Source organism: Flavobacterium sp., assembly GCF_031422135.1.
Taxonomy (GTDB): domain Bacteria; phylum Bacteroidota; class Bacteroidia; order Flavobacteriales; family Flavobacteriaceae; genus Flavobacterium.
This window is the reverse complement of record NZ_JANOQD010000086.1, coordinates 1-23,467: the sequence shown is the minus strand read 5'-3', so window position 1 is coordinate 23,467 and position 23,467 is coordinate 1. Positions and strand designations below refer to the sequence as shown.

Here is a 23,467-nt window from a genome sequence, read left to right as displayed (position 1 = left end):
TCATTATTTTTATTTACAGAATTGTATTAAAACTTTACTGATTTGATTTATTGAGAGCGATTCATAAAAAATCTTTTTTCTTTAAATTAGAATAGCCCAAAAATAGCCAAATAATAAATATATTTGCACAATAGTATATTAATATGAATAAAATTTTTAATAATACCCAAAATGCTTTTTCTCTAAAAAGTGATACGGAATTGGATAGAGCCTATTTTCTGTTTAAAATGATAGCTGTTCAACCACTTGTTCGAATAGGAACGGCGGTAACAAATTTTGCTTTGAATGCCAACTTACCAGTCGAAGGATTAATACGAGCTACAGTTTTTGACCATTTTTGTGGTGGAATTTCTGAGGACGATTGTATTCCAGTGGTAGATAAAATGTATACCAAAGGTGTTTCTTCTGTTCTAGATTATTCTGTTGAAGGTAAAGAAGACGAAGCTCATTTTGATGATGCGATGCAAATGACATTGAAAATTATTGATTTTGCCAAATAAAAAAAAGCCATTCCGTTTGCTGTTTTTAAGCCAACAGGTTTTGGACGATTTGAATTGTATGAAAAATTAGGAGAAGGTCAAATACTAACAGTTTATGAAAAAGAAGAATGGAGTAGAGTAGAAGCTCGTTTTGAAAAAGTTTGTCAAAAAGCTTTTGATAATGATATCGCATTACTTATTGATGGAGAAGAAAGTTGGATGCAAGATGCTGCTGATGAACTGGTCGAAAGAATGATGCAAAAATACAACAAGCAAAAACCAATAGTTTACAACACACTGCAAATGTATCGTTGGGATCGATTGGATTATCTCAAAGGATTGCATCAAAAAGCCAAAAGCGAAGGATTTTATATTGGTATGAAACTCGTGCGTGGTGCTTATATGGAAAAAGAAAATAAACGAGCTGAGGAAAAAGGATACCAATCACCCATTTGCGAATCCAAAGAAGCAACAGATGCTAATTTTGATGCAGCTGTGGATTATATGCTAAATAATATAGATGTAATGGCAATTTTTGCAGGTACTCACAACGAATTGAGTTCGTATACTTTAATGGAAAAAATGCAAGAAAAAGGAATATCAAAAAACGATTCACGCATTTGGTTTGGGCAACTTTACGGTATGAGTGACAATATCAGTTATAATCTTGCAAACGAAAGTTATAATGTTGCAAAATATTTGCCTTTTGGCCCCGTAAAAGATGTGATGCCCTACTTGATACGTCGTGCCGAAGAAAATACTTCAGTAGCAGGACAAACGAGTCGAGAATTACTACTCATAAAAACAGAACGCAATCGTAGAAAAGGAAAAAATTAAATGAATTTAACCATTTTAGGTTGTTATGCCGCAACGCCAAGAACATTTACAAACCCTACAGCGCAAGTATTAGAAATTAGAAATAGATTTTTTCTTATAGATTGTGGTGAGGGAACTCAAGTGCAATTGCGTAAAAATAAAATTAAGTTTTCTGCCATAAATCATATTTTTATATCTCATTTGCATGGAGACCATTTTTATGGATTAATAGGATTGATTTCGACTTTTAATTTATTGAATCGAAACAATGATTTAACCGTTTATGGTCCAAAAGGGATTCAAGAAATTATCAAACTACAACTTAAATTGTCCAATTCTTGGCCACAATACAACTTGAATTTTGTAGAATTAACGTCCACTGAATCTGAAACTATTTTTGAAGACGATAAAGTAATAGTTAAGACCATTCCGCTCAAACACAGAGTATATACCAATGGATTTCTATTTGAAGAAAAAATTAAGGAACGCAAACTAAATATAGAGGCTGTTCAAAGTTATGAAATTGACAAATGCTATTTTCAAAACATCAAGAACGGCAGAGATATATTGCTCGACGATGGAAGATTAATTGAAAATAAAACGTTGACTTTTGATCCAGAAAACCCTAAAAGTTATGCGTTTTGCTCCGACACAATATACAACGAAGCGATGCTTCCAGTAATTAATCAAGTTGATGTATTGTATCACGAAACTACTTTTTTAGAATCTGAAGTGGAACTAGCCAAAAAAACAATGCATTCCACAGCAAAAGAAGCAGCTCGAATTGCACTTCAAGCCAACTGTAAAACATTAATTTTAGGACATTACTCCACACGATATGCTTCCATAGATCTATTTCAGCAAGAAGCAAAAACTATTTTCGAAAACACAGTACTTGCTGATGATGGAAAAGTATTTGAATTATGATTATTTAAGTGCTGAAAAATAGTTGGTCATTTTTCATTTTAGATTAATAATCGTAACGCTAAAACTTACGCTTCTGTCAAACTATTTTTCCCAGATGGCATTTCAAAAATTTCTAAATCAAAGTACACAACTGAAGCTAGGATATGATCAAAAATATCACTCATAATGTATTCGTAATTTACAAATCGCTTGTCTTTAGTAAAAACATAAATTTCTAATGGAATTCCTTGCGATGTTGGTTGCAAGTGTCTGCATAAGATAATCATATCTTTGTTTAGTCCAGGATAATTTTCTAAATAATTGGTCAAATATTTTCTAAACAAACCAAAATTAGTTAAGTTTCGACCATTTACAGAAAGTGACTTATCTATATTATTGGTTTGATTGTATTTTGAAATATCAAGTTGCTTTTTCTCAATATAGGTTTTAATCAACTGAATTTGTTTGAAATCTTCCAATTCTTCTTCTCTTATAAAACGAATGCTTGTAGATTTAATCAAAACATGACGTTTTATTCTTCTTCCATCTGCATCAATCATTCCACGCCAGTTTCTAAAACTATCCGAAATTAAGCTATACGTAGGAATTGTGGTGGTGGTGTTGTCGAAATTTCGAACTTTCACTGTAGCAAGATTTATTTCAATTACATCACCATCTGCTCCAAACTTGTCCATTGTGATCCAATCACCAATACGAACCATATCGTTAATTGTTACTTGAACACTAGCTACAAATCCAAGAATAGTATCTCTAAAAATCAAGATGATTAATGCCGAGATTGCTCCAAGAATAGACAAGATTTTATCCGAATTCAAATCAAATAATTTGGATACAATTACCGTAATTCCAAGTATCCAAAGAATAATCATAATTACCTGTATGTAACTATCAATAGGTTTATCGCTATATGCTGGAATCGTTTTTAAATGATCTCGCAAGGCATTAAAAACGGTGCGAACAATCCATAACAAAAGTAAAACAATATAAACACCTACTAATCGACCAAAAACAGCTTCCCAAGAATTGAATTCTTTCAAAATTATTGGAACCGATTTGTATACATAAACCAAGGGAATCAAAAGCGAAATGTATTTTGCCGTTTCATTAGAAACTAGTAAATCGTCAAATTTAGTTTTGGTCTTTTTAGCAACAATAGCCATTATAGTAACTAACCCAAATCGAAAAACGATATAAATTACATAACAAATCACATATAAAATGACAATATTTATAAGTAATCCTAGGTAAGCCGCAATGGTTTCGTTAAAGCCAATTTTGATTAAAAATTTATCGCACCAACCAAAAATATTCTCTGTGAGTTTAAGCATTTTTTAAGTATTTTTTTTCGATATAAAATGTTCCAAATGGCGGAATTGATGCGACACAAATCTCTAAATATTTTAAAAAATTCCATTTTTGACTGAACTTTAATATTGTAGCTACCACAATATAGGCAGTAAATAGAACTCCGTGTGCCATTCCTATATGTTTTACAAAAATAGGATTATCAAAAATATACTTCATTGGCATTGCAAAAAAGAATAATAAAATAGCCGATATTCCTTCGGTTATAGCAAGGTATTTAAAAAATTTGAGCATTAGTTAACGTTATTTTTTTTATAAAGTACAAAATTAAGAATTATACTCGATAATTTATCTATACCTAACCAAAGTAATTTTACATTTGTAAAAAGATTGTAATAATAATGAGTAAACGAGATTTAAAAAAATACATTGCAGAATTAAATAATGAGCAACTTCAAGAGCAAATAATTGCGTTGTATGATAAATTTATTCCAGTAAAAACCTATTATAATTTTGTTTTCAATCCAAACGAAAACAATTTAGTCAAAGACGCTAAACTAAAAATTTCCAATGAATATTTCCCAATTCGAGGCAGAAAAGCTAAAATGCGTCGCTCTGTGGCTCAAAAATTCATCAAACATTTCATCCAGTTGGGAGTTGATTCCTATATTGTTGCCGATGTGATGTTGTTTACTATTGAAATTGCTCAAACCCTTTCTGCCGAAAAACAAATCAATGCTGAATTGTTTTATAAAAGTATGTTAACCTCCTTCAATCAAGCCATTAGTTACTTGATTGAAAACGGAATTTTAAGCGATTTTGAAAGTAGAATAGTAGCTATCAAAAACGAAACCCTAACCCAAAACTGGGTCAATACTTATGAATTTAGTGCGATTGTGGAGCGTTTTCAGTATTAACCATATTTTTTGAATTCACTGAAAATACTTACGCAATAATTGGAGTTACTTTATTTTTATAACTGTATAGAACGTACTACAAATAAGTGCAATTTTAAATTTATTGGACTTAAAAATAGTGTATATATCAAACCTAGTCTTTACCGTGGTACTGTGATAAAATAATTTATACCAATTTTAAATTTTCTATAAAATAATCAATATCATCAGTAGTGTTATAATGACTAAAGGAAATGCGTAAACTTGGTTTTCTTAAATCTTCTTCTGATAAAATTTCTGCCAATACATGAGAGGGTTTAGTACTTCCAGATTGGCAGGCACTTCCACGCGAAACAGCAATGCCTTTCATATCTAAATTAAATAAAATCATTGCCGTTTTGTCATCTGAAAAAGGCAAAATGAAATTTAATAAATTATAAAAAGTTTGATTTGGATTTCCATTAAATTTTATGCCTGGAATATGTTGTTCCAATTGTGAAATGGCATATTCTTTAAGGAACGTAATTTGTTTTTGTTCCTCAATAAGTGATTCGTATGCTAGTTCAAGTGCTTTAGCCATTCCTACTATATTGTGAACACATTCTGTTCCTGCACGAAGTCCTTTTTCTTGTTCACCACCTAATAATATAGGATTTAAAACAATTCCTTTTCGTATAAATGCGAAACCTATTCCTTTTGGACCGTGAAATTTATGAGCGCTAGCCACCAGAAAATCAATAGGTATTTGTTCTAGATTTACACTAGTTTTTCCAATGGATTGAACGGTATCGGTATGAAAATAAGCCTGATGTTGCTTGCAAATTTTGCTTACTCGTTCGAGATTTAAAATAGTACCAATTTCGTTGTTTACATGCATTAAACTAACGAGTGTTTTTGCTTTTGTTGACAATAAATCCGTAAGATGAACAACATCAATTTCTCCAGAAGGCAAAATAGTTACATAATCGACTTCAATGCTGTATTGTTTTTTTAATATTTCAATGGTATGCAGAACAGCGTGATGCTCAATTTTGCTAGTAATTATTCGTTCAACGCCTAAATCTTTTATACTGGATTGAATGATAAAATTATTCGCTTCTGTGCCACAAGAAGTAAAAATGATTTCTTGTGCTGCACAATGCAAGTTTTTTGCAATACTTTTTCTGGAAAGCTCAATCAAATTTCTAGAACTTCTGCCCAAGTAATGTGTTGATGATGGATTACCATACTCTTCTGTCAAAACGCGAGTCATTTCTGAAACTACATCTGGATGAATCGCTGTAGTTGATGCGTTGTCTAAATATACTTTTTTCATACGAGTGCAAATATACAATTTTAAATATTTTTTAGCATAAATTTGTAGTATCAAAAATACCTATTGCTTGAAAAAAATACTGTTACTTTCAGACACTCACAGTCATATTGATGACGCCATATTAAAGTATGTAAATCAAGCTGATGAGGTTTGGCACGCGGGAGATATTGGCAATCTTGAAGTTACGGATGTTTTAAAAAAGCTCAAGACACTTCGTGCCGTTTATGGAAACATTGATGATGATAAGGCTAGGGGTGAGTTTCCTTTAAATAACAGGTTTATGTGTGAAGGTGTTGATGTTTGGATTACGCATATTGGAGGTTATCCGGATAAATACAATGCAAACATTAGAGAGGAATTATACAAAAATCCTCCAAAATTATTTATTTGTGGTCATTCACATATTTTGAAAGTTCAATACGATAAAAAACTAAATTTATTACATATGAATCCTGGTGCTTGCGGCAAAAGTGGTTTTCATACAATACGAACGATGTTACGATTCAAAATTGATGGAGATAAAATTCAAGATCTCGAAATAATAGAACTGGGAAGCAAATAATTAAAGGTTTATTTTGATAAATATAGAGGTTCCATTATTTGATCTAGAATAGATTTTAATACTACCATACATACTCTTTAGTCGTGCACGTATTTGAGTAATTCCGAAACCGTTGCTGTTACTTATCGAAGTAACATCAAAACCTTTTCCGTTATCAGTAATAGTTATCAGCAATTGATTTTCTTTTTTTTCGATATTTAAGATGCACTTTGTAGCATTGCTGTGCTTTATCACATTATTTAATAGTTCGGATATTATAAAATATATTTTTAATTCTAAGTCATTATTAAAACGTGTATTTTTTATCAATTTCGGCTGATAATCAAAGGCAAGCAGTGAGTTGGAGTTTTTTTCGCAAAGATCTTTTAGCGCTAGGTTTAGTCCAAATTTCACTAAAAGTGGTGGTACTAGTTCGTGAGATAAATCCCGAACTTTATCATGTGCAGCTTTGAGCAAACTTTTTGGTTTTTTTAATTCTTCAATTTTTTCTTTATTCAATCCACTCTCAAAAGCAGACAAATGCAATCCTACAGAAGACAATAAAGCACTAACATTATCATGTAAAATATCAGAAATTTTGTTTCTTTCAAAATCTTGTCCGTCGAGTGTGGCACTGATTATTTTATCTTGTAGTTTATTATCAATATCTTTTAGTTTGTTTTTTTGTTTTAACAAAAGAGTTTGGTAATAAAAATAGAATATGAAACCTGCAAAAATAAATAGGGATGCAAATATTAAAAGTATTTTTTGGTTTCGATCTTGTTTATTATCCAATTGAGCTTGTTTTTCTTGAAACTCATTTTCTATTTTGTTAATAGCATATTTTGTTTCAATTTCTTGAGTTGATTTTTTTAATTCGCCACTCACAATATCATCCTGAAGGGCTACATAATTTTCGATCGATTGATATGCATTCTTATAATCGCCTTTTTCACTATACGCACTTGCGATATTAATATATGCATTTCCTAATATACTGGCATCACTCCCGTCTTTAAAAAGCGTTATTATTTTATTAAAAACAGCTATTGCTTTGTCTGTATCTTTTTCGACTAACAAATAGTAATAAGCTAAATTTCCTTCTGAACGTGAAATGAATTTTTTATCACCTATTTTTTGAGCTAATTGAGCTGCACTATCCAAGTATTTTTTTGCTAATACATTTTGGTTATTTTCAATATAATACTGTGACAAATTGGAATAATTTTTATAAATATCTTCTTTGTTAGTAGTGTTTTTTGTATAAAAAATAATTTTATCTAAATAGTACTTTGTGCTGTCAGATTTAATTTGAGAATAAATCTTGAAATACGTTCGGTATACTTTTCCAAGAAGCTCTTTATTATTTAAAATCAATGCCTTTTTTTCTGCTTTTGATAAGTATTTTTTTGCTTTTGTATATTGTAACATTTGGCAATTCAAATCACTTATTTTTCTATAAATTAAGATTTCATTTTCATTTAACTTATATCTATCAGCAATTTTTAAAGCATCAAATAGTACTTTAAGTGCGTTTTCTTTGTCATTAAATTGCTCGTATAATTCAGATTTCTCAAGTGTGCCTTTACAATAGTCGTCATATTTTTTGTTTTCAAGAAATAAATCCGTTTTTTTTCTGGAGAAGTTTATTGCTTTTATGGAATTGTTTTTTTCTAAGTAATAGGCAATTGAATCTGTTCCTGCTTTTGGTTTTTGGAATCCAAAACACAACGAATGATACATTATTGTTATAATGATTAAAAAAGTAGTATGTATATTATTGATTTTCATTTTAAACACTTAATTTAATGACAACCAAAGTTCCCTGATTTATTTTTGAGTTAATTGTAAAAATACCATTTAAATTTTTTATTCTTGCTTTTATTTGTGTTAGTCCAAAACCATTGCTAACACTAATGCTATTTATATCAAAACCTTTGCCATTGTCAAATATGGTAATGGTTAATTGGTTGTTTGTTTCTTCTAGTTTTATCTTCGATTTGGAAGCCTTACTGTGTTTTATAGTGTTATTTAATAGTTCAGAAATTATATAATATACTTTAGTTTCAAAATCACTATCATAACGTCTATCTTTTTTTAGTGTTGAGTTAAAATCAAATGTAATTATGGAGTTTGTATTTTTTTCACAAATGTCTTTTAATGCGTATTGCAATCCTAGTTTGACTAGTAGTTGCGGAACCAGTTCGTGAGATAAATCACGTACTTTATCGTGGGCTTCTTTAAGTAATGCTTTCGTTTTTTTTAGTTCATTAATTTGGTCTAAATTAAGTGTGCTTTCAAAAGCAGACAAATGCAATCCTACTGATGATAATATAGCACTAACATTATCATGTAACACCTCAGAAATTTTAGTTCGCTCTTGGTCTTGTCCATCAAGAGTGGCGCTAATTATTTTGTATTGTAATTTATTATCTATTTCTTTTACTTTGTTTCTTTGTTTAAGTAATAGGTTTTGATAATAAAAATAAAATATTAAGCCAGCCAGTATAAATAATGAGACAAAGATTAATAATAATTTTTGATTGCGTTCTTGCTTTCCACTTATTATTTTCTCCTTGTTTTTGTATTCATTTTCGACTTTATTTATGGCATATTTTATTTCAACTTCTTGATTTACTTTACCCATTTTACTGGTCATCAATTGATCAAAAATTTCATAATATTTATTATTGTATTCTAATGCTTTTTTGAAATTGTTTTGTTTCTCATATGCATATGAAATGTTTTGATAAATATTACTTAGATACCTTTGTTCGTATTTTTCAGGCCCTATTTCGAGTGCTTCAAGTAATATTTTTTCTGCTTTTGCATAATCTTTTTCGGCTACTAAATGATAGTATGCTAATGCATTTTTTGAATTCCCAATTAGATTTATATTCTTTGACTTTAAAGCATAATATAACGAGCTATCACAATATTTTTTTGATAATTTGAGTTCATTATTACCAAGATAATAACCAGAATAAGAGGTGCAAATTTTTTGCTTTTGTTCAAAGTCTTTGCTATTTCTAGAATAGTAAATTGCTTTGTCTAAATAGAATTTTACACTATCCGTTTCTTTTGTTTGATTAATTATAAATAAGGCTGTGTAAACCCTAGATAGTAGTACTTCATTTTTGTAAGCTAATGCTATTTTTTCAGCCTTTTTAAAATAGATATATGCTTTGTCGTGTAGTAAAAGACTAGAGTATAATACTCCAATTTTATGATTTAATAAGATTTGATATTTAAGTAAATTATTTTTATCAGCAATAGTTAGTGCTTTAAACAATATCTTAATGGCATTCTCTGCATCATTGAATTTGAAATACAATTCAGATTTTGTAATTACGTTCTCGCAATAGGCATCATATTGTTTGTTTTTCAATAAATTATCTGTTTTGATTTTAAGATAATTAATAGCTTTGATTGGTTTTTTTACATCTAGATAATAGGTAACAGAATCTGTTTTGGTTTTCAAATTTTGAAAACCAAAACAGAAATGAGTAATAGCCAAAAAAAGTATAACTATTACGGATTTATATGTATTAAAAACCAATTGCTAAAACTGGTTTCCTAACAACAACACCTGATTTTTCATATTGCTCAAAAGTGGTTTTGAAATTGTTATTCAAAATATTTACCGTTTCAGTAACTGGAACAAAATTTTTAGAAGGAATATTTTGATTTTGTTTCAAGTTAACAGCAATTATATATTCACTATTTACAGTAGTTAATGCATAAACGCAATTATCAGGAATTTCAAAGTCAATTTGCATTTCGTCATCATTAATCTGGTTTGAGCAAATTAATCCTAGCATGTTGTAAGTCATCATAATTTTTTAGTTTTTTAGGTTATTTATATTTCAATTAAATTGTGTTTAGTTGCAAACATAACTAGCCCAATAGAGCTTTTTACGTTAATTTTTTTCATTAAGTTTTTTCTGTGAGTTTCGACAGTATTAGTACTGATATGTAGTTGTTCACTAATGTCTTTTCCACTTTTTTCTTTACTAATCAAACCCAGAATTTCTAGTTCACGACTCGTAATACTGGCTATAATTTCTGAAGAATCGGGGGTTTGATTTTGAGAATTACCTGTAAGTATATTAAATATTTTATCTTTAATAGTTTCAGAAAAATACTGATTTCCATTAGCTACTGTTGTTATGGCATCCACAATGTTTTCGCCAGCACACTGTTTGGTTAGGTAGCCACTAGCTCCAAGTTTGATAACTTCTTTAATTAACTTGACATCATCATAACTTGACAGCACAATGACACGACATGTAAATCCTTTTTCATTAAACTCTCTTAAAACTTGAATTCCATCTTTTTCAGGCATATTAATATCCATTACTAGAATATCTGCTTTGTTTTTAGCCACTCTATCTACAAGATTTTCTCCGTTTAAAGAGAAACCAACAACTTCAAAGTTTCTGTTTGTTTTTAAAACCGCTAAAATTCCGTCAATAAGAACTTGATGATCGTCTGCAAGGTGTATTCTAATAATATTTTCCATAGTAGTAATTAATTAAATCAAATGTACATTAACTAGTTTTTATACCAAATAGCTTTAAATAATGATTTTTTTATCACTAAATTTAGTTAGAAAAATTGTAAAAAACAAAAAATCCGTCTCAATTTCTTGAAACGGATTTTTCTCGCACTAATAAACTAAGATGAAAGGTTTATCTCAATCGATCCACAGATTTTACGAGTTCTTCGTCTTTCTTGATGGCTCTATTAGCTAAAGCCAATAGTAAGATAGCAACAATAGGAAGAAAAATCCCAATACCATTCTCAGAAACTTTCGCTTCTCCTGATAAATTTAGTGTACGATACACAAATAATCCTAGTAAAATTAAGTTCAATATGATGTTCAATCTGTTCATAACAAATTGATGTTGTCTTTTTTTGAAAGTTAAAATACTAAGTAAAGATAACGTAGAACTCAATCCAAATAAAACCGTATACATTATATTACTCATAAAATAGAACAAACTTCCATTCTCTAATTTCCATAAATGAAAAACAAAAGGCAATGCACTTGTTACAATAACAGCAAATAATAAATAAATACTTTGAATTCTTTGAATCATAATCTCTAAATAACAAAGCAAAAATATATTTTCTTTTTATAAAAAACTATTGTTTACTCAAATAAAATTTGTATTATTGCAGAGTTAATCCGTAAGAACTTCATACTTCGGAAAATAAGTTTCAAAAAAATCCAAAACATTCCAAATTATCCTAAAATTAATTAATTCACACATCCTTTATGTTTGATATTTCTGTTTTAAAAGAAATGAAGCTCACTGAGCTACAAGAAATTGCTAAAATTGCTAAAATTACTAGATTCAAAACGCTTAAAAAAGAAGAACTAGTATACCAAATATTGGATTATCAAGCTGCGAACCCTGAAAAAATAGTTGCTGTTGATTCAACTCCTGAGACTGAAGATCAAAAACCAAAGCGTGCTAGAATAATCGAGACTGTAAAGAAAACAATTGTTCCAAAAGCCATTCGAGCCGTTAAAGTTCCACAACAAGAAATTTCTTTTGAAGAACCAAAGGTCGAATTAGTAACGGAAACCATTGTTTCTAATACAGTTAACCCAACTATTAAACAACGGGAACCAAAAGTAATACGTTTCACTAAAGATGAAAATAATGTTACTAAAGTTGACAATTCGCACAGAAAAAACAATAAAATCAGTAAACCTGTAATTGCTCCAGTTGATAAAATAGAAACTTCAGAATCAACCGAAGAATCATCAGAAAGTGTTGAAAAAGCTGAAAATATACAAGTTGAAAACACGGAAAAGATACAAGCCGTAAAGCCTGCAAATCCTAATCAGAATCCAAATCAAAAAAATCAAAATCCTAACGCAAAACACAAAAGCAATACTAATTTCCGAGAACCAGATTATGAATTTGAGGGAATTATTGAAAGCGAAGGTGTTCTAGAAATGATGCCTGACGGATACGGTTTCTTGAGATCTTCGGATTATAATTATTTAGCTTCTCCAGACGATATTTATCTTTCTACTTCACAGGTTCGCTTGTTTGGATTAAAAACAGGAGATACTGTAAAAGGAGTAGTTCGTCCACCAAAAGAAGGGGAGAAATTTTTCCCACTAGTCAGAGTTTTAAAAATAAATGGTCACGATCCACAAGTAGTTAGAGATAGAGTTTCATTTGAACATTTAACTCCTATTTTTCCAACAGAAAAATTTCGTTTGGCTGAAAAGGGAAGTTCTATTTCCACGCGTATTATAGATTTGTTTTCACCAATAGGCAAAGGGCAACGTGGTATGATTGTAGCGCAACCTAAAACGGGTAAAACAATGTTGCTTAAAGAAATTGCAAATGCAATTGCTGCCAATCATCCTGAAGTTTATTTACTCGTTTTATTAATTGATGAACGTCCAGAAGAAGTTACAGATATGCAACGAAGTGTTCGTGGCGAAGTGGTTGCTTCCACTTTTGATAGAGAACCACAAGAGCATGTGAAAATTGCAAATATTGTCCTTGAAAAAGCAAAACGATTGGTCGAATGCGGTCACGATGTTGTTATTTTATTAGATTCAATTACCCGTTTGGCTAGAGCATACAATACCGTTCAACCCGCTTCAGGAAAAGTATTAAGCGGTGGTGTCGATGCTAATGCTTTACAAAAACCTAAACGTTTCTTCGGAGCTGCTCGTAATGTTGAAAATGGCGGTTCGTTAAGTATTATTGCTACGGCACTTACAGAAACAGGATCAAAAATGGACGAAGTTATTTTTGAAGAATTTAAAGGAACAGGAAATATGGAATTGCAATTGGATCGTAAAATTGCCAACAGACGTATTTTTCCAGCTATCGATTTAACGTCATCAAGTACACGTCGTGATGATTTGTTGCTTGACGAAAAAACAATACAACGCATGTGGATTATGCGTAAATACCTTGCCGATATGAATCCAGTTGAAGCAATGGAATTTATAAACGATCGATTCAAGAAAACTAGAAACAATGAAGAGTTTTTGATTTCGATGAATGACTAGATTTTGAAACAAAATTATAAAACTAAAAAAGCTCACAAATAATTTTTGTGAGCTTTTTTAGTTTATTAAAACCTGTAGTGTTAATTTCCAGATTTATCAACAACAGGTCGGTCTTTTTTGTTGGCTAATTTCCAAGCTATAGTAAAGGATAACTGTGTTCTTTTCTGTAAAGCATCATACTCAATCTTGCTTGGTTCATCGCTTGCTTGATGATAATCAGCATGTACACCATTAAATAAAAATACCGATGGAATATTATTTTTTGCAAAATTATAGTGATCTGAACGGTAATAAAAACGATTAGGATCTTTACGATCATTAAACTTGTAGTCTAATGCAAGATTTACAGATTCCTTATTAGCTTCTTCAACTGTGTTAAATAAATCAGTCGACAAGTAATCAGAACCTATAATATAGACATAGTGGTTGGTCGCATTATGTAAATCATCACGACGACCTATCATATCTATATTAATATCAGTTATAGTATTTGCAAGTGGAAAAAGAGGATTTTCGGTATAATAACGAGAACCGTGTAATCCATGTTCTTCACCAGTTACGTGAAGAAAAAGAATAGAGCGTTTTGGCCCATTTCCATCTTTTTTAGCCTCTTGAAAAGCTTGAGCAATTTCTAACAAAGCAACCGTTCCTGATCCATCGTCATCAGCACCATTATAAACTTCGCCATTTTTCATACCTACGTGATCGTAATGTGCCGAAATTACAAGTATTTCCTCAGGTTTTTCCGAACCTTCTATGAATGCCCAAATATTTTCCGAATCGCCTAATTTTGGGCTAAAGGCTTTTGAAAAATAGGAGGCAGGAATAGGTTGGTAAAAATCGGTTGCTCCTTTTGGAAAGGAAATGCCGCTGTTTTGATATTGTTCAATAAGGTATCGACCCGCTTTTTTTTGTCCTTCTTCACCAGTGTTTCTTCCTTGCATTTCATCTGAAGCAACAATATACAAATGTTTCTTAAGTTCCTCGGAAGTAATAGTTTCCATATATTTTTGAGAACTACCTTTCGTAGTAATAGCAATGCTATTATTAACAGATGAATTAATTATTGATTTTTGTCCAGAACAGCTTAATATAATTAAAGTTGTTACAAATACTAGTGAAATTTTTTTCATTATTATATTTAATGGATGTTGATAATTGTATATAGGAAAAACAAACTTAAGATAATTAAAATAAAAAACATATTTATAAAAAATAAAAAATAGCTTTTTATAAATGAAATCCATCTTGTTTCACCATAAAAGCGATGATGTGCTGGAAAAAAATAATAAAATGCCCAACCATAGCAGGCAATTCTCACAATAGTATTGATAGTTTCGGTTATATAATTATTGACTATTAAATTTAAAGTTCTAGTAAATATGAAAATAATGAGATAAATTAGTAGCAAAAAAGAAAAATAATGCAATGTAAAAATTCCATGGTCAAAATAATACCACCGTTTTTTACTATGAAATAACCATAGAAAAAAAGCAAAAAAGGGCATATAAATGAGTAATACTTTTGGGAAATTATATTGAAATGATGCAACCGATTTTTCAATAATTTCTTCGTTTGTATTATTTTCACTAATTATAATTCCTTTTTTTGTTGCCCAATATTGAAGTGCGTTCAATCGATCTTTTTCTGCACCATACTTTTGAATAGAGTCTAATTCTCTTATCGATAATTTATACCCAAAACTTACAATCTCTTTGGCTACTTTTCCAACATCATTTACCGTTTTTTGTTTTTTAGCATTCTTTCTAATTGTATCCTTTATATTACTTGGAATGTATTCATTTTCTAATAATTCTTGTAATTGTTTTTGTTCTGCTATAGAATCTTTTTTTAATTCAGAAGCATCAATAGTAGGTGATTTCTTTAATTCAGAGATTAACTTGTTTTCTTTACTAGGAAATACGGCTATCAAAAAGAAAGTAACAAAACTTATAAAAATGTACAATCGCACTGGAGCCAAGTATGACAATCTTTTTCCAGAGAGATATTCTTTAGTTAATGAAGCTGGTTTTAATAATAAATTTTTTATGGTTCGCCAAAACGCATTTTCATAATGCGTTAAATCTTCAAAAAAATGAACAAACAAATGATGAAATGTTTTTCGAGTATCTTCGTTTTTTTGACCACAATTGGGACAAAATTTATTTTCAACAACATATCGACAGTTCAAACAAGTTTTATCTTTTCTTAAATTTTCGTGTTTGCTCATAATCCTTTAAAAAATTAATTCTCGTCTTCGGATAACGTATTTGTATTAGAATAGGTACGCCATTTTTCGATACATTCTTTCATATCTTGAGGCAATTCGGTATCGAAACGCATCATTTCTTTTGTTGTAGGGTGTTCAAAACCTAACGTTTTAGCATGCAGTGCTTGTCGCGGTAATATTTTGAAACAGTTGTCGATAAATTGCTTGTATTTGGTAAATGTAGTTCCCTTTAAAATCAAATGACCTCCATATCGTTCGTCATTAAATAAGGGATGTCCAATGTGTTTCATGTGCGCACGAATTTGGTGTGTTCTACCAGTTTCTAAAATACAAGAAACCACAGTTATATAGCCAAAACGTTCTAAAACTTTGTAATGTGTTACAGCAGGCTTCCCAATTTCTGGATCAGCAAAAACAGCCATTTGCATTCTGTCTTTTAAGTGTCTGGCTAAATTTCCTTCAATAGTACCTGAATCGTCTTTTACATTTCCCCAAACAATGGCGACATATTCTCTTTCGGAGGTTTTGTTTTCAAATTGTTTGGCTAGATGTGTCATTGCTTGTTCGGTTTTGGCAATAACAAGTAAACCTGTTGTGTCTTTATCTATACGATGAACTAATCCAGGGCGTTCGCTACTGTTTAAAGGTAAATTTTGAAAATGAAAAGCCAAAGCATTCACTAATGTTCCTGTATAATTTCCGTGACCTGGATGCACCACTAGTCCTGCGGGTTTATTAATTAATAAGAGTGCATCATCTTCATAGACAATATCAAGTGGAATATCTTCTGGATCCACACGATTCTCAAACGGTGGATGTGAAAGCATAATTGTTATTACATCAAGAGGTTTTACTTTATAATTTGATTTTACTGGAACATCGTTTGCAAAAATATTACCAGCAGTGGCCGCTTGTTGAATCTTATTTCTTGTTGCGTTTTCTAACAAATGCATCAAAAATTTATCGATTCTTAGAATAGATTGCCCTTTAGTTGCAACAAATTTGTAATGTTCAAATAACTCTTCGTCAAGTTCGTTATCTAGGTTAATTGTATCACTCATTATTCTCCTATAATTAACGTGTCGTTATTAATACTATCGTTTTCTGAACCTAACTCATCTTCGTCAAAGCCTATTTTTCCGTCACCAAGAACTAAGTCTACTTTAGTCATTTTTAAAACTTGCAAACCAGCTTTTATTGGATTCCCATTCATTTTCATCTCTAGAACCATATCTTTTGCAAGGTTTGGAACATAGGTTGTATCTCCAACCTCAAGTCCAAGTGCCTTTAATGTTGGAACGGCTTGACGATAGGTTTTCTGAATTAAGTCAGGAATACGTACTTTAGAATATTCAGACGAATTTATTTTTAAATAAATAACACGGTTTTGTTTCACTTTTTCACCAGAAACAGGATCTTGTTGAACAATAGAATATTTAGGATATTCAGGATTATAATCTACCGTGTCCAATAATTCGTAGTCCAAATCGAGTTCGTCAAGTCTGTCTTCCGCCTGTTCAAGGGTTAGCTTGCTTAAATTAGGGACTGTGATTTCTTCACCGTGATTGGTAGTAAAACCTATCCAATACATAAATAGGAATAAGGAACTACAAATAATAAGGAATGCAATGGCTAATTGCTTGATGAAAGTAAAGCTGAACAAAAATTTCTTAAAACTCATAAAAATGTATTTTGACAAAGATAATAAAATAGTAAAGTGATTTGTTCCGAAAAAAATGATAATTTTGTTAAGTAATTTAATTTAATTTTGATGAATGTAGCAGTTGTTATGGGAGGTTATTCTGATGAAAGTGTCATTTCGTTACGAAGCGGTCAGTTAATTTTGAATAATTTAGACAAAAATAAATACACTTTTTTTGAAGTGCATGTTCTTTCAAATGGTTGGTATGTAGTTATTAACGAACAAAAAATTTCTATAAATAAGGCAGATTTTTCTTTTGTCAAAGAAGAAAAAACAATCAAATTCGATGCCGTTTATAACACTATTCACGGAACACCAGGTGAGGATGGTCATATGCAGGCGTATTGGGAATTGATGGGTATTCCATATACGGGTTGTGGTTTTTATCAGTCGGCCTTGACATTCAATAAACGCGATACATTATCGGTTTTATCAAAATTTAATATCCCAAAAGCAAATTCGATTTATGCATCAAAAGGAGATGTAATTGATGGAGATGTTATTGTCGCTGAATTAGGTTTACCTTTTTTTGTAAAACCAAACCAATCGGGGAGTAGTTTGGGAGTTTCTAAAGTAAATAATTTATCAGAATTAGAAAAAGCACTTGATTTCGCTTTTGCAGAAGACAAAGATATTTTGATTGAATCAATGTTGAAAGGTACCGAGATTTCAGTTGGAGTTTTTAAATTTAATGCAAAAACGAAAGTGTTAGGCATAACCGAAATAATCTCTCAAAATGATTTCTTTGATTATGAGGCTAAATATTTAGGAAAATCTAATGAAATTACTCCTGCTAGAATTACTGATTCTGAGGAAGAATTGGTTTTTGAAATGGCTAAAAAAATATACGAATCGCTTGGAATGTCTGGATTCTCTAGAATCGATTTTATTATAATGAATGGAATTCCTCATTTTATAGAAATAAACACGAATCCCGGATTGTCACCACAAAGTATTTTTCCACAGCAGGCAGCTTATGCGAAGATGAATTTTAGTGAAATGTTAGATAATGAAATTGAATTAGCATTAAAAAGAAATTTAATTTGGAAAAAATAATCACATAAACTCATAACTATGATTTTTTACGGAACCAATTCATCAAATTTAAAAAATGGAGTATTAAGAAATGTTTCTTGTCCTCATTGTTCAACAAATTCGAGTATGAATTATACCATTTTTGGAAAGTATTTTTACCTGTATTGGATTCCTGTTTTTCCTATTGGACGGGTTAATATTGTGGAATGTAATCATTGTAAGGCAACTTATGATATAAAAGATTTAGATCAAACTGTAAAAAATAAATTCCAACAAGATCAAGAAAGAAACCCTATAAAAACTCCATTAAAATTATTTAGTGGCTTAATTATAGGAGCTGTAATTACTGTCGCTGTAATAGGTTTTGGATTAAAAGGAGATAACGATTCAGCAGAATTTGCGAAGAATCCCAAAGTAGGAGATGTTTATTATTATGAGATACCAGAAATGAAAGGACACTTTTCGACAATGAAAATCACCCAAATTAGCAAAGACACTATTTTCATAATGGGAAACAATATGGAAATTGATCTTAAATCAGATATTGATAAAATTCTAGATGACAAAAACTACACCTATCCAGATAAATATTCAAAAGTTGAGCTGCGTGATTTAACTAAAAATTTATCCATATTTTATAAAATTGAACGTAAATAGATGAGAAAAGCTATATTTCCAGGATCATTTGACCCGATTACTTTAGGGCATTATGATATTATCAAACGGAGTATTCCTTTGTTTGACGAAATTGTTGTTGCCATTGGTGTTAATGCTGAAAAAAAATATATGTTTTCTCTCGAAGAGCGCAAACGTTTTATAGAAGAAACATTTAAAAATCAGCCTTCAATTTCAGTAATTACTTACGAAGGGTTAACCATAGATTTGTGTAAAAAGCTAAAAGCTGATTTTATCTTGCGAGGACTTCGTAATCCAGCAGATTTTGAATTCGAAAAGGCTATTGCACACACAAATAGACGATTATCAAAAATTGAAACCATTTTTTTACTCACAGCAGCAAGTACCTCGTTTATTAGTTCGAGTATTGTACGTGATGTAATTCGAAATGGTGGTGATTATAAAGTTTTAGTTCCTGATGCCGTGATAATTAGATAAATCATTTAGTCATAATACATAAACTAAACTATAAAGTACATTACCAACTCTAATATCGAATGTATAAATCCATTTGAACAAAGCAAGCGGAGGAAGTAAATCGATTTTGCCTGCTTGGTTTTTATTGATATAAAAAATAGTTAAAACTATGCACCTTAGTGCATTTCCCTTTTAGGTTTTAAAATGCTAAACACGAATTTGATTCGCCAGTCGAACTTTCAGGCTCTAGTCACTAATCTTCACGAATTAATTCGTGAAATTTGCGTTAAACCTATTACAGCTGGTAGACTTTCAGCCTACAAAACCAAATCTATGAACTTCCAGTCCATAGTAGTTTAGTTAGATTCGTTTTTTATTAAATTTTTACCCATAAAATACATTCCGATTGTTATAAATGGAATACTTAATATTTGTCCCATATTTAATTTCATTCCATCTTCAAATTCTACTTGATTTATTTTAACAAACTCAATTAAAATTCTCATTGTGAAAATTAAAGTTATTGCTAAACCAAACAAAAAACCATTTCCTAACTTTATGTTTTTAGTTTTGTAAATAAGGAAAACTATAATAAAAATTATTAAATACGAAATTGCTTCATAAAGTTGAGCTGGATGTCTTGGTATATTGTCAATACGTCTAAAAATAAATGCCCAAGGCATTGTAGTTGGACTACCAATCATTTCCGAGTTCATTAAATTAGCAAGTCTTATAAATGTTGCTCCAAGTGGTGCAACAATTGCAATTAAATCAAGTATTTTAAGATATTTAATTTCATATTTTTTTGAATACAAGTAAAGTGAAATAATTAATCCAACTGTTCCTCCGTGGCTTGCTAGGCCAGTATATCCAGTAAATTTTATTTCTCCAATTTGATTTACTTTGATTGGTAAAAATATTTCTAATATATTTTTTGAATAATACTCAAAGTCATAAAATAGACAATGTCCAAGTCTTGCTCCAACAAAAATTCCAACTATTCCGTATATAAACAATGCTTCGTGTGCACTATCTTTTAAGTTTTCTCTTTTAAAAATTCCTTTTAGAATGTACATACATAAAAGTAAACCACAAGCAAATAATAGTCCGTAATATTTTAATGGAAACCCGAAAATATTAATTATTTCAGAATCAAAATTCCAATTTATGTATAATGCAATCATAATTTTTTATTAATTTCTATTTTCTGCTATTTTTGGGTAAACAAGCCGACAATGTTCTTTGACTTACTGTTAGTTGGGATTTTTGAAAGCCAAATGTATCGATTTATGACCGAACTTCCAAGTACATAACAATCTTTAAATTCAATACTAAAACCCTAGCCGAGCCTGAAATAGCGAACAGACGAAGTAATTGCGCCAAACCGACAGTTGAACTAAACCTTCGGTAGCTCTAAACCGAAAAAGTAGTACATTACTAAGATAACTAAAAAAAAGTATTATGACTACAAAAAAAAGCATCCTGATGCGTTAAGAGAGAACAAAATCCTGAACCAAGCCAAGCGTGAAGTTCCAGGATTTGAGGAATTACTTCAACGTTTTGAGCGTACGGTTTCCATTTTAGGAAGAAGCCAAAGTACTTTCAATAATTACGCTCGTCATGTAGCTTCTATTTCGTTGTATTTTGGTAAAATCCCGACTGAATTAGATGCTGAACAAGTAAAGGACTATTTGTTTTATCAACAAAAAAATCCAAAACTCCCTCGCAAACCTATTTTAAACATTGTGTCTATGGGCTTCGTTTTTTGCTAAAATCCGAAGGTTTTCCGTATGCTTTTCTTCGATTAGCGTCGATAAAACACGAAAAGAAATTGCCTGTTGTTTTGAGCAAAGAAGAAGTTTGGGCAATGCTTCAAAACGCAAAATTGCTCAAACACCGCATTCTTATTGGGTTGCTTTATGGTTGTGGACTTCGTTGTATGGAAGCTATAAACGTACGGTTGCAGGACTTGGATTTCGACCGAAAACAACTGCTTGTTTACCAAGGTAAAGGAAAAAAAGACCGCTATTTTCCTTTATCAGTTCATTTAATACCAGGAGTCAAAATATACAAACAAGCCGAAAAACCTCAGGATTATTTGTTTAATGGACAGCCTTTTGCTAATGGAGCAGGAGGTGGTACTTCGACTTGGCTCAGCACAGGTTTCGATTCTCGGTATTCCCAGCGTGGTGTACATTGGGCAGTCAAACAAACAGCCAAAAGAGTATCGGAACTCATGCCAGTTCCCTACTTCCACGTGGTTTTCACCTTGCCAGAAAGCATCCATTCGTTGGCAATCTATCAGCCAAAAATGGTTTATGACATCTTGTTTGAAGCCACTTGGGAAACGCTTCAACGTTTTGGCAAAGCCAAAGAAATTCAAATGGGAATGATTACCGTTTTACACACTTGGGGACAGCAATTGAGCCTGCATCCACACTTGCATTGTATTGTTCCAGGGGGTGGAGTTGATAAAATTGGACAATGGAAAAATAGTAGAACCGATGGAAAATTTTTGTTTCCAGTAAAAGTGCTCTCGAAAGTTTTTAGGGCTAAATATTGTGAAAAACTCAAGGCAAAAAATCCGATCGGTTACGAGCAAATTCGGCAAGAATTATGGCAAAAACCGTGGGTTGTGTTTGCCAAACGTCCTTTTGGAAATGCAAAATCGGTGGTGTAATATTTGGGCAGATATACCCATAAAATTGCCATCAGTAATCATAGAATCAAAAATATTGATGCTCAAAATGTGACTTTTACTTACAAAGATTACACTCAAAATGGATTCAAAAAGAGATCACACTTACACATCAGGAGTTTATTAGGCGATTCTCGTTGCATATTTTGCCCAAACGATTTGTCAAAATACGGCATTATGGTTTTTTGAGTAGCACTTGGAAGCGTGAAAAGCTAAAGCTTTTGCAGAAAAAACTCCAAGTAAAAGTGCTGGAAAAAGTAGAGAAGAAACCTTTTTTACCCAAATGCCCTTGTTGCAAAACAGGCAATTTGCATCGCATAGCGGTATTCGACCAGCGGGGTCCGCCAGCTTGGTATCTTGGCAGTAGCCAAAACCCCAACGCCCCCAAAAGCTAGTTTTTTGGGTATGGGCATTTATGCCCAAAAGTGAAGAAAAACACTCAAAAACAAGTTCAAAACGCTTCCCAAAAAAAAGAGGCTCAATTGCCTCTTCATAATCTTTACGATAACGCCATAGTGTTAACGTACGTGTAATCGGTTCCGTTCAACAGGGGTTTCATTGTTCGTGCTGCGCACGCAACGAAACCCTAGCTGTTAGCGGTAGTTTTATTTTTTCCACCCAACTTTTTTTTTCCATTCATCCATTTTTATTTTACGTTTCTCAAAGTCTATTGGTGATGTTTGATTTTCCTCCTTCACTCTTTTTTGAATAATTTCGGTTTGTTCTTCTAATGAGTTAAGCCCAATCAATTTTCTTCTTTCATTTACGTTGAATAAGTTATCAAATTTATTAGGACTTAAAGTTCCATTTTCGTCCCAATCAAATTGAGTTCCAAAAAGTTGTGGTTTATCTTGAAATACTGCGATTCTATCAGTTAAATATGCTAAATTTTTCGGTTCCGCTTTATTTTCAGTAACTGCTATTTCTAAAAGTTTTGCGCATTTTTTCATAAATTCTGGCTGTTCAATAGAATGTTGTACTATTAACCAAGCCGCTTCGTTCGCTTCTTTGCCAACTTTGTCAAATGTTGGATAACCGATTATATCTATTATATCATTTAGTTCTTTTGCATTTTTATTATGCAATTTCTTCATTTCTTCATCGTAACTTTCGCTTAACTTTCCAATTTTAACAAGTTTCTTTCTCAACGCCAAATCTTTATTTTTCAAGTCAATTATTTTGTCAGCAATAGCTTTAAAATTCATTTTCTGTTTATTTAATTTTTCTTGTGAAGTTTCGTTGTCATATCCTAAAATACGTTGACCTTTTTTTAGGTTAATAATTGATTCAAATTTAAACTTAATTGCCGGAACATTGATAAGTTTTTTAAAAAATTCCCTTCGGGTTTTAAAAACTTATCAACATTCCTACGATGCAAAA

The 23,467-nt window shown here is 31.1% G+C and carries 21 protein-coding genes and 3 pseudogenes; 10 read left to right on the top strand and 14 right to left on the bottom strand.

Annotated elements, in window-relative coordinates:
• Positions 1 to 143 precede the first annotated feature (143 nt).
• Positions 144 to 1,316: pseudogene (locus RMO70_RS11035) on the top strand (proline dehydrogenase family protein).
• Positions 1,317 to 2,222 (top strand): ribonuclease Z, encoded by a 906-nt coding sequence (locus RMO70_RS11030; protein ID WP_310556490.1) that lies wholly within the window; start codon positions 1,317 to 1,319, stop codon positions 2,220 to 2,222.
• Positions 2,223 to 2,287: 65 nt separating this feature from the next.
• On the opposite strand, the gene RMO70_RS11025 is transcribed toward RMO70_RS11030, so the two are convergent.
• Together RMO70_RS11025 and RMO70_RS11020 are read right to left on the bottom strand one after the other, a co-directional pair.
• Complete coding sequence (locus RMO70_RS11025; protein WP_310556489.1) at positions 2,288 to 3,550, bottom strand: mechanosensitive ion channel domain-containing protein; 1,263 nt, start codon at positions 3,548 to 3,550, stop codon at positions 2,288 to 2,290.
• Positions 3,543 to 3,821 (bottom strand): DUF3817 domain-containing protein, encoded by a 279-nt coding sequence (locus tag RMO70_RS11020; RefSeq protein ID WP_310556488.1) that lies wholly within the window; start codon positions 3,819 to 3,821, stop codon positions 3,543 to 3,545. The genes RMO70_RS11025 and RMO70_RS11020 overlap by 8 nt, the downstream gene beginning before the upstream one ends.
• 107 nt (positions 3,822 to 3,928) lie before the next feature.
• Between RMO70_RS11020 and RMO70_RS11015 the strand changes: the two genes are divergently transcribed.
• Positions 3,929 to 4,444, top strand: coding sequence for a DUF6155 family protein (locus RMO70_RS11015; RefSeq protein WP_310556487.1), 516 nt, complete (start codon positions 3,929 to 3,931; stop codon positions 4,442 to 4,444).
• A 166-nt stretch (positions 4,445 to 4,610) separates the two neighbouring features.
• On the opposite strand, the gene RMO70_RS11010 is transcribed toward RMO70_RS11015, so the two are convergent.
• Positions 4,611 to 5,738: a cysteine desulfurase family protein gene (locus RMO70_RS11010; protein ID WP_310556486.1), complete on the bottom strand. Its 1,128-nt coding sequence runs from the start codon at positions 5,736 to 5,738 to the stop codon at positions 4,611 to 4,613.
• Positions 5,739 to 5,805: 67 nt separating this feature from the next.
• On the opposite strand from RMO70_RS11010, the gene RMO70_RS11005 reads away from it, so the two are divergent.
• A complete protein-coding gene (locus RMO70_RS11005; protein WP_310556485.1) occupies positions 5,806 to 6,300 on the top strand; it encodes a metallophosphoesterase family protein in 495 nt (164 codons plus the stop codon).
• Here the strand turns inward: RMO70_RS11005 and RMO70_RS11000 are convergent, their stop codons facing one another.
• From RMO70_RS11000 to RMO70_RS10980, 5 genes are all read right to left on the bottom strand, one after another.
• Positions 6,301 to 8,070 (bottom strand): ATP-binding protein, encoded by a 1,770-nt coding sequence (locus RMO70_RS11000; protein ID WP_310556484.1) that lies wholly within the window; start codon positions 8,068 to 8,070, stop codon positions 6,301 to 6,303.
• 1 nt (position 8,071) lies between these two features.
• On the bottom strand, positions 8,072 to 9,760 hold the full coding sequence (locus RMO70_RS10995; RefSeq protein WP_310556483.1) for a sensor histidine kinase: 1,689 nt from the start codon (positions 9,758 to 9,760) through the stop codon (positions 8,072 to 8,074).
• A 67-nt stretch (positions 9,761 to 9,827) separates the two neighbouring features.
• Entirely contained in the window at positions 9,828 to 10,115 is a 288-nt protein-coding gene (locus RMO70_RS10990) for a hypothetical protein (protein ID WP_310556482.1), read from the bottom strand.
• 23 nt (positions 10,116 to 10,138) lie between these two features.
• Positions 10,139 to 10,801 (bottom strand): response regulator transcription factor, encoded by a 663-nt coding sequence (locus RMO70_RS10985; RefSeq protein ID WP_310556481.1) that lies wholly within the window; start codon positions 10,799 to 10,801, stop codon positions 10,139 to 10,141.
• Between the two features lie 169 nt (positions 10,802 to 10,970).
• Positions 10,971 to 11,381 carry a DUF4293 family protein gene (locus RMO70_RS10980; protein WP_310556480.1) on the bottom strand — a complete coding sequence of 137 codons (411 nt, stop codon included), beginning with the start codon at positions 11,379 to 11,381 and terminating at the stop codon, positions 10,971 to 10,973.
• 179 nt (positions 11,382 to 11,560) lie between these two features.
• On the opposite strand from RMO70_RS10980, the gene rho reads away from it, so the two are divergent.
• The gene (gene rho, locus RMO70_RS10975) at positions 11,561 to 13,330 is read left to right on the top strand and encodes a transcription termination factor Rho (RefSeq protein WP_310556479.1); all 1,770 of its coding nucleotides are present in this window, start codon (positions 11,561 to 11,563) and stop codon (positions 13,328 to 13,330) included.
• 80 nt (positions 13,331 to 13,410) lie between these two features.
• On the opposite strand, the gene RMO70_RS10970 is transcribed toward rho, so the two are convergent.
• From RMO70_RS10970 to RMO70_RS10955, 4 genes are read right to left on the bottom strand one after another with little or no spacing between them, the layout of a single operon-like run.
• Positions 13,411 to 14,463, bottom strand: a complete 1,053-nt coding sequence (locus RMO70_RS10970) for a M28 family metallopeptidase (protein WP_310556478.1) — start codon at positions 14,461 to 14,463, stop codon at positions 13,411 to 13,413.
• An 8-nt stretch (positions 14,464 to 14,471) separates the two neighbouring features.
• The gene (locus RMO70_RS10965; RefSeq protein WP_310556477.1) at positions 14,472 to 15,560 is read right to left on the bottom strand and encodes a DUF3667 domain-containing protein; all 1,089 of its coding nucleotides are present in this window, start codon (positions 15,558 to 15,560) and stop codon (positions 14,472 to 14,474) included.
• Between the two features lie 14 nt (positions 15,561 to 15,574).
• The gene (locus tag RMO70_RS10960) at positions 15,575 to 16,621 is read right to left on the bottom strand and encodes an RluA family pseudouridine synthase (protein WP_310556476.1); all 1,047 of its coding nucleotides are present in this window, start codon (positions 16,619 to 16,621) and stop codon (positions 15,575 to 15,577) included.
• The gene (locus RMO70_RS10955) at positions 16,621 to 17,241 is read right to left on the bottom strand and encodes a PASTA domain-containing protein (protein WP_310556475.1); all 621 of its coding nucleotides are present in this window, start codon (positions 17,239 to 17,241) and stop codon (positions 16,621 to 16,623) included. Before RMO70_RS10955 ends, RMO70_RS10960 begins: the two co-directional genes overlap by 1 nt.
• A gap of 90 nt (positions 17,242 to 17,331) precedes the next feature.
• On the opposite strand from RMO70_RS10955, the gene RMO70_RS10950 reads away from it, so the two are divergent.
• The 3 genes from RMO70_RS10950 to coaD are packed head-to-tail and all read left to right on the top strand — an operon-like array spanning position 17,332 to position 19,410.
• A complete protein-coding gene (locus tag RMO70_RS10950) occupies positions 17,332 to 18,318 on the top strand; it encodes a D-alanine--D-alanine ligase (protein WP_310556474.1) in 987 nt (328 codons plus the stop codon).
• Between the two features lie 18 nt (positions 18,319 to 18,336).
• Complete coding sequence (locus RMO70_RS10945) at positions 18,337 to 18,954, top strand: zinc-ribbon domain-containing protein (RefSeq protein ID WP_310556473.1); 618 nt, start codon at positions 18,337 to 18,339, stop codon at positions 18,952 to 18,954.
• Complete coding sequence (gene coaD, locus RMO70_RS10940) at positions 18,955 to 19,410, top strand: pantetheine-phosphate adenylyltransferase (RefSeq protein ID WP_310556472.1); 456 nt, start codon at positions 18,955 to 18,957, stop codon at positions 19,408 to 19,410.
• 335 nt (positions 19,411 to 19,745) lie between these two features.
• Here coaD and lgt read toward each other — a convergent pair whose 3' ends face one another.
• Positions 19,746 to 20,573 (bottom strand): prolipoprotein diacylglyceryl transferase, encoded by an 828-nt coding sequence (gene lgt / locus RMO70_RS10935; RefSeq protein ID WP_310556471.1) that lies wholly within the window; start codon positions 20,571 to 20,573, stop codon positions 19,746 to 19,748.
• A 683-nt stretch (positions 20,574 to 21,256) separates the two neighbouring features.
• Between lgt and RMO70_RS10930 the strand changes: the two are divergent.
• Positions 21,257 to 21,556, top strand: a pseudogene (locus tag RMO70_RS10930) (tyrosine-type recombinase/integrase); the annotation flags it as partial.
• Between the two features lie 54 nt (positions 21,557 to 21,610).
• Positions 21,611 to 22,482, top strand: a pseudogene (locus RMO70_RS10925) (transposase); the annotation flags it as partial.
• 210 nt (positions 22,483 to 22,692) lie between these two features.
• On the opposite strand, the gene RMO70_RS10920 reads toward RMO70_RS10925, so the two are convergent.
• The gene (locus tag RMO70_RS10920) at positions 22,693 to 23,292 is read right to left on the bottom strand and encodes a DUF6624 domain-containing protein (protein WP_310556470.1); all 600 of its coding nucleotides are present in this window, start codon (positions 23,290 to 23,292) and stop codon (positions 22,693 to 22,695) included.
• Positions 23,293 to 23,467 lie beyond the last annotated feature (175 nt).

Coding starts and splice junctions, on each gene's coding strand:
- RMO70_RS10965 (WP_310556477.1), bottom strand. CDS start 15,560: ATGAGCAAACACGAAAATTTAAGAAAAGATAAAACTTGTTTGAACTGT.
- RMO70_RS11000 (WP_310556484.1), bottom strand. CDS start 8,070: ATGAAAATCAATAATATACATACTACTTTTTTAATCATTATAACAATA.
- RMO70_RS11025 (WP_310556489.1), bottom strand. CDS start 3,550: ATGCTTAAACTCACAGAGAATATTTTTGGTTGGTGCGATAAATTTTTA.
- coaD (WP_310556472.1), top strand. CDS start 18,955: ATGAGAAAAGCTATATTTCCAGGATCATTTGACCCGATTACTTTAGGG.
- RMO70_RS11015 (WP_310556487.1), top strand. CDS start 3,929: ATGAGTAAACGAGATTTAAAAAAATACATTGCAGAATTAAATAATGAG.
- RMO70_RS11020 (WP_310556488.1), bottom strand. CDS start 3,821: ATGCTCAAATTTTTTAAATACCTTGCTATAACCGAAGGAATATCGGCT.
- RMO70_RS10950 (WP_310556474.1), top strand. CDS start 17,332: ATGAATGTAGCAGTTGTTATGGGAGGTTATTCTGATGAAAGTGTCATT.
- RMO70_RS10985 (WP_310556481.1), bottom strand. CDS start 10,801: ATGGAAAATATTATTAGAATACACCTTGCAGACGATCATCAAGTTCTT.
- RMO70_RS10960 (WP_310556476.1), bottom strand. CDS start 16,621: ATGAGTGATACAATTAACCTAGATAACGAACTTGACGAAGAGTTATTT.
- RMO70_RS10955 (WP_310556475.1), bottom strand. CDS start 17,241: ATGAGTTTTAAGAAATTTTTGTTCAGCTTTACTTTCATCAAGCAATTA.
- RMO70_RS10945 (WP_310556473.1), top strand. CDS start 18,337: ATGATTTTTTACGGAACCAATTCATCAAATTTAAAAAATGGAGTATTA.
- RMO70_RS10970 (WP_310556478.1), bottom strand. CDS start 14,463: ATGAAAAAAATTTCACTAGTATTTGTAACAACTTTAATTATATTAAGC.
- RMO70_RS10990 (WP_310556482.1), bottom strand. CDS start 10,115: ATGATGACTTACAACATGCTAGGATTAATTTGCTCAAACCAGATTAAT.
- RMO70_RS10980 (WP_310556480.1), bottom strand. CDS start 11,381: ATGATTCAAAGAATTCAAAGTATTTATTTATTATTTGCTGTTATTGTA.
- RMO70_RS10920 (WP_310556470.1), bottom strand. CDS start 23,292: ATGAATTTTAAAGCTATTGCTGACAAAATAATTGACTTGAAAAATAAA.
- RMO70_RS11010 (WP_310556486.1), bottom strand. CDS start 5,738: ATGAAAAAAGTATATTTAGACAACGCATCAACTACAGCGATTCATCCA.
- lgt (WP_310556471.1), bottom strand. CDS start 20,573: ATGATTGCATTATACATAAATTGGAATTTTGATTCTGAAATAATTAAT.
- rho (WP_310556479.1), top strand. CDS start 11,561: ATGTTTGATATTTCTGTTTTAAAAGAAATGAAGCTCACTGAGCTACAA.
- RMO70_RS11030 (WP_310556490.1), top strand. CDS start 1,317: ATGAATTTAACCATTTTAGGTTGTTATGCCGCAACGCCAAGAACATTT.